Source organism: Pseudomonas sp. 05T35 (assembly GCF_056396605.1).
Genome location: NZ_JBFTLU010000338.1, coordinates 1 through 5,086 on the forward strand (window position 1 = coordinate 1; position 5,086 = coordinate 5,086).

Below are 5,086 nucleotides of genomic sequence, written 5' to 3' on the forward strand. Positions count from 1 at the left end.
GTCTTGATGTTGGTGTCCGGGTCATCGGTGGCAATCACAAAGAACTCCGCCTGCCCGACCTTGGCCGCGTGGAGTATTTCCGGGCGCATYGGGTCGCCATAGAACACCGGAACACCGCCAAAACTGCGCGACAGCTCGATGGTTTCCACCGATGTATCGAGGGCGACGAACTGGATTTTTTGTGCCCGCAGAATCCGCGCGACGATCTGGCCCATACGGCCCAGGCCGGCGATGACTACGCGGGGGGCGTCGGTGTCGATTTCGCGCAAGTGTGGCGGCACGGCGACGGGCTCGATCTTCGATTTCACCAGTCGACCGCACATCAGCAGCAACAGCGGGGTCACGGCCATCGACAGGGTGATGGTCAGCACCTGAAGGTCGTACATCCGTGGGTCGAACAAGCCTTGATCACGACCGATCTTGAACACCACGAACGCAAATTCACCACCCGCCGCCAGCACGATGCCCAGGCGCAACGCACTCAGCCGATTCAAACCTCCGGCCAGTCGCCCGACGACAAACAGCATCGGCAGCTTGAGCATGATCAGCAGCAGGGTCAGGCCCAGCACCGTCGCCGGGGCGCTGAACAGCAGGCTGATGTTGGCGCCCATGCCGACACTGATGAAAAACAGCCCCAGCAACAGGCCCTTGAACGGTTCGATCTGTGCTTCCAGTTCATGGCGGTATTCCGAGTCCGCCAGCAGCAAGCCGGCGAGGAATGCGCCGAGTGCCATCGACACGCCGACCAGGTCCATCAGCCAGGCAGTGCCGATCACCACGAGCAGCGCAGTGGCGGTCGAGACTTCCGGCAGGCCGGTTTTGGCGACCACACGAAACACCGGCCGCAACAGGTAACGCCCGCCGATCACCACCACTGCGATGCTGCCGAGCACCCGCAGGACATGGTTCAAATCGTCAGCGGCGGACGTGCTGTGATCACCGCCGGCGAGCAGCGGCACCATGGCGATCAGCGGGATCGCGGCGATGTCCTGAAACAGCAGAATCGCAAATGCCAGGCGCCCGTGCGGGCTGGTCAGTTCCTTGCGTTCAGCCAGGCTTTGCAGGCCGAAGGCGGTGGACGACAACGCCAATCCCAGGCCGAGCACTATCGCGCTGTTGAGCGCCTGGCCGAACACGTAGAACGCCAGCACGCCGATCACCGAACCGGTCAGCAGCACCTGCGCCAGACCGACGCCGAACACCGCTTTGCGCATCACCCACAGCCGTCGTGGCGACAGCTCAAGGCCGATGATGAACAGCAGCAAGACCACGCCGAGCTCGGAGATATGGCTGACGCTTTGCGGGTTGCCGATCAACCCCAGCACCGACGGCCCGATGATGACGCCGGCCAGCAGATAGCCCAACACCGCGCCCAGTTGCAGGCGTTTGGCCAAAGGCACGGTGAGCACCGCCGCGAACAGAAAGACGACAGCGGCTTGCAACAGGTTGCCTTCATGGGGCATGGCTTACTCCTGGGAAAACGTCGAACAACAAAAATTGCAGACAATCATCGGTTGGCAAGGCGCCAAGGATAAAGGCTGGACCGGCATCAGTCAGTCATGAGTGCCGGTTATCGCGGATTTTAGCGTTACATTTTGCATCAATTTGTTACATTCATAGGATAAACTGATCAATTCGTTTGCCGGTGAGTGCGTGTCATGGCCATCAACTTCGACCTGAATGACTTGCAGGCTTTTCGCGCCGTGGTCGAGCAGGGCAGCTTTCGCAAGGCCGCCGACGCGGTGCGCATCTCCCAGCCGGCGCTGAGTCGGCGGATTGAAAAGCTCGAAGACGCGCTGGGCGTCAAACTGTTTGAGCGCACCACTCGCCGCGTGAGCCTGACCCAGGCCGGGCGAGCGTTTGCGCCGAGTGTCGACCGGTTGCTGGATGACCTGGATGTGGCGTTGCTGGGGATCAGCGACGTGGCGTCGACCCGTTTGGGCTACGTCACCGTGGCCTGCGTGCCGTCGGCGGCTTACTACTTCATGCCGCGAGTGGTCGCCCAATACCATCAGCGTTTTCCGCGAATCAAGGTCAAGGTGCTCGACTCCAGCGCCCATGACGTGCTGAGCGCAGTGGTCAATGGCGAGGCGGATTTCGGCTTGAGTTTCATGGGCACGCTGGAGGCCGACGTCGAGTTCGAACCGTTGGTGCAGGAACGTTATGTGGTCGCTTGCCGGCGTGATCACGCCTTGGCCAACCGCGCCAGTGTGAGCTGGAGCGAGCTGTACCAGCAGGATTACATCTCCCTCGACAAGACGTCGGGCAATCGCTTCCTGCTGGATCAGGCGTTGAGCGGGATTGTTCCGGCGCGTCAGAGCATCTGCGAAACCCGACACGTCACCACCATGATCGGCCTGGTTGAAGCAGGGCTGGGGATCGCTGCGGTACCGTTGATGGCCATGCCCGGCAATGACCACCCGATTCTGACTCACATACCGCTGACTGATCCGCAAGTGATGCGCAGCGTCGGCCTGCTCAAGCGTCGGGGACGGACGCTGACGCCGGCGGCGTTGGAGCTGGAACGGCTGATTATTGAAATGAAGGTCAAGCCGGCCTCAGCCTGGATCGGCTGAGGCCGGCGCCAGCCTTAACGGCTGACCGAGTCCAGTCCGGTTGCCTTGACATCTGGCTGGGCGGCCGGGGACGCGAGGTAGTCGAGCAAGGCTTTGGCTTGCACCGGATGTTGCGCACCAACCGGGATGCCAGCAGCAAAGCGTGTCACCGACTGCACGGATTCCGGAATCTTGCCGACGAAGGTCACGCCGGGCACCGGGAGCAATTCACTGACCTGTTGAAAGCCCAATTGGTAGTCGCCCGTGGCAACCACCGAAGCCACCGGGATTTTCGGCACCATGGTCGATTTGGCTTTGAGCTGCGGCTCGATCCCCAGGCGCTTGAACAGCTGATCCTGGATGTACACGCCACTGGCGCTGTCGGAGTAGGCCACGGATTTGGCATTGAGCAATGTCGTCTTCAGCCCCTCGACCGAGCTGATATCCGGCTTCGCCGCACCCTCGCGCACCACCAGGCCAATCCTCGAATCGGCCAGTTCAACCCGTGACCCGGGCAAGACCTTGCCTTGCTTGATCAACTCATCCAGGGCGTAGCCGACCATGATCACCACATCGGCCTGCTCACCACGGGCCAGCCGGTTGGGGATCGCTTCAGGCGCCTTGCCCATCGACGGGCCGAGCGCTGTATCGAGCGTGTTACCAGTAGCGGCGGCGAACTTTGGACCGAGTACTTTGTAGGCGGCCGTGAAGCCRCCGGAGGTCATCACGTGCAGTTCTTCAGCCTGGGCAACGCTGCTCAGGCCCAGGGCGCCGATCAGGGTCAGCGCCGCAAAATTCAGTAATTTCTTCATCAGCTTTTCTCTGTCTGGGGTTGGCTTATTGCACGGCGACTTGTAAACGACCGGTCGAGCTCCGGTACAGGTACAGCGTTGCGCACAACGCACACAGCGCGGCGAAACTCATCCAGTAACCGGGGGCGGCCTTGTCGCCAGAGTACTGAATCAGGAAGGTCGAAATCGCCGGGGTGAAGCCGCCGAATACTGCGGTCGCCAGGCTGTAGGCCAGGGAGAAACCGGCCACGCGGACTTCCACCGGCATGATTTCGGTCAGTGCTGCAACCATGGCGCCGTTGTACAAACCGTAGATGAACGACAACCACAGCAGTACCAACAGCATGTTGATGAAGCTCGGTGCCTGGACCAGATACGTCAATGCCGGGTAGGCCGTGGCCAAGGTCAGCAGGGTCATCGCCACCAGCACCGGGCGCCGACCGATGCGGTCCGACAGTGCGCCACCCAGTGGTAGCCAGCAGAAGTTCGACACGCCGACCAGCAAGGTCACCAGTAGCGCATCGGAAGTGCTCAGGTGCAGCACGGTTTTGCCAAAGGTCGGCGCGTACACGGTGATCAGGTAAAACGCGGTGGTGGTCAGCGCCACCATCAGCATACCGGCGATCACGATCTGCCAGTTTTGCAGCAAGGTGCCGAACACCTGACGCATGCTTGGGCGGTGGCGGCGGGCGGTGAACTCTGCGGTTTCTTCAAGGCTGCGCCGCAGCAGGAAAATAAACGGCACGATCATGCAACCGACGAAAAACGGAATGCGCCAGCCCCAGTCGGCAACCACTGTCGCCGGCATCCATTGGTTCAGCGCATAGCCCAGCGCGGCAGCAACGACGATCGCCACTTGCTGGCTGGCCGACTGCCAACTGGTGAAAAAGCCCTTGCGGCCCGGCGTGGCGATTTCCGCCAGGTACACCGACACGCCGCCCAGTTCTGCACCGGCGGAGAAGCCCTGAAGCAGACGGCCGATCAACACCAGCGCCGGAGCGAACAGACCGATGGTCTCGTAGCCGGGCACCAGCACAATCAGAATCGTGCCGCTGGCCATGATCGACAGGGTGACGATCAAGCCTTTGCGGCGGCCGACATCATCGATGTAGGCACCAAGAATCACCGCGCCCAAAGGACGCATCAGAAAACCTGCGCCAAACACTGCGAAGGTCATCATCAGCGAGGCGAATTCGCTGCTGGCAGGGAAGAACGCCGCCGCAATATAGGTGGCGTAGAAACCGAAGAGGAAGAAGTCGAACTGTTCCAGGAAGTTGCCCGAGGTGACCCGGAAAATTGCACTGACTTTGCTGCGAGCGGATGTCGCTGGCGGATGGGTTGTAGCCTGCATGTTGTGTCTCCCGCGCTTTTATGACATGCGCAACGTGGCGCATGGATATTATTAAGGCCGGATACTGGGGCAGGTCGATCGATATGATAAGTGCATATTTAACATCCATTGATGCGTATGGATTATCACTGCGGTGAGATCAATCGCAGAATCATCGCTACAGTGAGGTGTGAGCGTTTCGAATGACCGGACGCAATGGCGGTCCTAGAGCGGGTGTCACCCATTCACTGGAGAAATACCGATGCTGCGTCAAAGAAATCTGGCTGCCATGGCGGTGCTTGTGAGTCTTGCAGTTATCTGCCCGACGGTCCTGGCCGCCGATACCCTGCAAACCATCGTCCAGTCGGCGCCAATCAATGCTCGCAACCTGCACGTCGGCGACCAGGCAC

The 5,086-nt window shown here is 60.7% G+C and carries 4 protein-coding genes; 1 reads left to right on the plus strand and 3 read right to left on the minus strand.

Annotated features, from left to right (window positions below):
- Nucleotides 1-1,463, minus strand: a 1,463-nt coding sequence (locus AC1DH9_RS21995; protein WP_477808774.1) for a monovalent cation:proton antiporter-2 (CPA2) family protein, incomplete at its 3' end; no start/stop codon positions are given.
- A gap of 195 nt (nucleotides 1,464-1,658) precedes the next feature.
- On the opposite strand from AC1DH9_RS21995, the gene AC1DH9_RS22000 reads away from it, so the two are divergent.
- Nucleotides 1,659-2,576: a LysR family transcriptional regulator gene (locus AC1DH9_RS22000; protein WP_427539241.1), complete on the plus strand. Its 918-nt coding sequence runs from the start codon at nucleotides 1,659-1,661 to the stop codon at nucleotides 2,574-2,576.
- Nucleotides 2,577-2,590: 14 nt separating this feature from the next.
- On the opposite strand, the gene AC1DH9_RS22005 is transcribed toward AC1DH9_RS22000, so the two are convergent.
- Together AC1DH9_RS22005 and tcuC are read right to left on the minus strand one after the other, a co-directional pair.
- Nucleotides 2,591-3,367, minus strand: coding sequence for a substrate-binding domain-containing protein (locus AC1DH9_RS22005; protein WP_427539244.1), 777 nt, complete (start codon nucleotides 3,365-3,367; stop codon nucleotides 2,591-2,593).
- 25 nt (nucleotides 3,368-3,392) lie between these two features.
- A complete protein-coding gene (gene tcuC, locus AC1DH9_RS22010) occupies nucleotides 3,393-4,697 on the minus strand; it encodes an MFS transporter (protein ID WP_427539247.1) in 1,305 nt (434 codons plus the stop codon).
- Nucleotides 4,698-5,086: the final 389 nt, after the last annotated feature.

Coding starts and splice junctions, on each gene's coding strand:
- AC1DH9_RS22000 (WP_427539241.1), top strand. CDS start 1,659: ATGGCCATCAACTTCGACCTGAATGACTTGCAGGCTTTTCGCGCCGTG.
- tcuC (WP_427539247.1), bottom strand. CDS start 4,697: ATGCAGGCTACAACCCATCCGCCAGCGACATCCGCTCGCAGCAAAGTC.